Consider the following 2,298-nt stretch of genomic DNA (forward strand, 5'->3'; position numbering starts at 1 on the left):
AGCAAATAAATCATAAGAATGAATAACAACTGTTCTGGTTTGTGCTGCCATTCGAACCACAAAATCAATATTGTCGCAAGCCCCAGTCCGCCAATAGCGAGGGTAGACAAGATTGCGCTGGCCTGAGTTTCGCCACTCAGCCGATAATTCATTACCGCCACCGCCAGAGAAACCAATAGAAACGTGACACTGCCGAATTCAAGAATGAGGCGCAATGTCCCGCCAATCACCATGACCGCGGCTAATCCTCCCATCAGCAAGACTGCCCGCTGCGGAATGGTTCCTCTGACTCGCTTTGCAAAGAATCTTGGCATAAAACCATCTTTTGCAATTTCCGCCATTTGTCGACTGGCACCAAACATCGTACCGGAAATGGCGCTTGCCGTGGCCAGTAACGCCCCAGCGATGACTAACGCCTCTCCCCATTTGCCAACAATGTCTCTTGCGCCTGCCGCCAAAGCATATTCTTGATGTTCAACCAACACCTTGACATCGATAGCGTTGATGGCCGCATAGGCAATCAGCACATAGATGCCGGTTGCGACCAAAATGGCCAAATAAATTGCCAGCGGAATTTGTGAGCTTGGCTTATCGATTTCCTGCACAGCATTAATCACTAATTGAAATCCTTCATAGGCCACAAAAGTCAAACTGGTGGCCATCAACAAGTTTACGAGACCGGGAAAATGGTCGGCCTCAGCAACGGCGGGCGCAGCATTGTCCTTTCCATAAAAAACCAACAGTACCGAAATACCTGCCAAGACAAATAGCTTGATGTACACCATCAAATCTTCGAGTTTGCCCATGCCGCGCACACTCCAAAGATTGACGGCAACAAAAAACACCAAAATGGCGAGTGCGGCAAATATGCGCACAGATTCGCCACCTTCATACCCCAGACCACCGACCAAATAGGACGCAAACGTATAAGCATAGAGTGCTAACGTTGAAACATAGCCAAAAGTCACCCACCAACCGATCAAACCGGCAACTATCGGGTGATTCGGAAAAGCTTTTCTCGCAAAGGCATAGCTACCTCCTTCATCCTGAAAATGCACACCCAATTTAGCGTAGGAATAGCCGGCCAGCAGCGCCAACCCACCGCCTATCGCAATGGCCAGCACCGCATAACTGCCAACCATTGAGACACTCACCCCCAGAATGCTGAAAATACCGCCCCCTATCATCCCGCCAAGCGCAATGGCAACCAGTTCGGTAACCCCTAAGGCCCGGCCGCGTGGACGATGAATTCGATGGGTTTTATCGCGCATAGATAATCATCACGTATCATTGTTCTTACAGTGAAGCATTTGTATGGGCTTTGGTTGGAAAAAGCAAGCGGCAAATAACAAAAGCTCGGAACCCTCATACATTCAAGCAAGCCTTGATGGCTCTAATTCATTAAGAGTCAAAATATGATTTGCTAATTTAATTCAAGTCTTCGTGACGAAAACCGGATTATCTGGCTATGATAGATAGCCAAATATTACTTTAAGCTCGTAAAATGAACTCCTCTAGCAGAGAACTTCGACAGCCATATTCGCGCTTCATACCGCTGTGGCGGATTTTACCAGTCCTGTTGTTTATCGCGACGACCGCATGCACACCAGACAATAAGGCGTCTAAAGTTTTTTCCGGCTATGTGACGGCCGACTGGCTCTATGTGAGTGCCACGAACGCAGGAAAAATTACGCAGGTCATGGTGAAACCCGGCGACCACGTGACCGCCGGCCAACCCCTTGTTGCACTTGACGATACCGCTGAGCAATATTTAGAGCAGCGTGCTGAAGCAGAAGAACAAGCCAACGAGTCCACTTATCATGATCTTGTCAAGGGGGCACGCCCCGAAGAAATCGCTGCCATTGAAGCCGAAATAGAAGAGGCTAAGGCCAAACTCAAATTCGAGAAAAGTCAAAAGGTCCGGTGGCAGAAATTGGTCGACCAGGGACTTGCGCCGAAAGAAATGTTGGATGAAATCACGCAACGCCTAAAGGTTGCCAGTGCCCATCTGAAAGCCTTGCAAGCCAAACGTAAAGTCGCCGAACTTGGCGCAAGAGATGACCAACAAGCCGCGGCCTTGGCTCGTGTGAAGGCCGCCAAGTTTTCAAAATTGCTGGCTCAGTGGCAACGGTCAGAACGCACACTTAAGTCTCCCGAAGATGCTCGTGTTGAAGAAGTTTTCTACTATCCCGGCGAGGTGGTTGGCGCGGGAACGCCTGTGCTTGCATTATTATCAGAGAAACGCATTAAAGTTCGGTTTTATATTCCAGAAAAGCAGCGGGCCAATTTTCACATTGG

The 2,298-nt window shown here is 49.0% G+C and carries 2 protein-coding genes; one reads left to right on the top strand and one right to left on the bottom strand.

From position 1 onward, the window contains the following. Window positions 1–1,271 (bottom strand): amino acid permease (locus tag D6694_05360; GenBank protein RMH44885.1); only part of this gene is annotated, 1,271 nt, incomplete at its 3' end. A gap of 233 nt (window positions 1,272–1,504) precedes the next feature. On the opposite strand from D6694_05360, the gene D6694_05365 reads away from it, so the two are divergent. After that, window positions 1,505–2,298, top strand: a 794-nt coding sequence (locus D6694_05365; GenBank protein ID RMH44886.1) for an HlyD family efflux transporter periplasmic adaptor subunit, incomplete at its 3' end; no start/stop codon positions are given.

The sequence above is a fragment of the Gammaproteobacteria bacterium genome (genome assembly GCA_003696665.1).
Classification (GTDB): domain Bacteria; phylum Pseudomonadota; class Gammaproteobacteria; order Enterobacterales.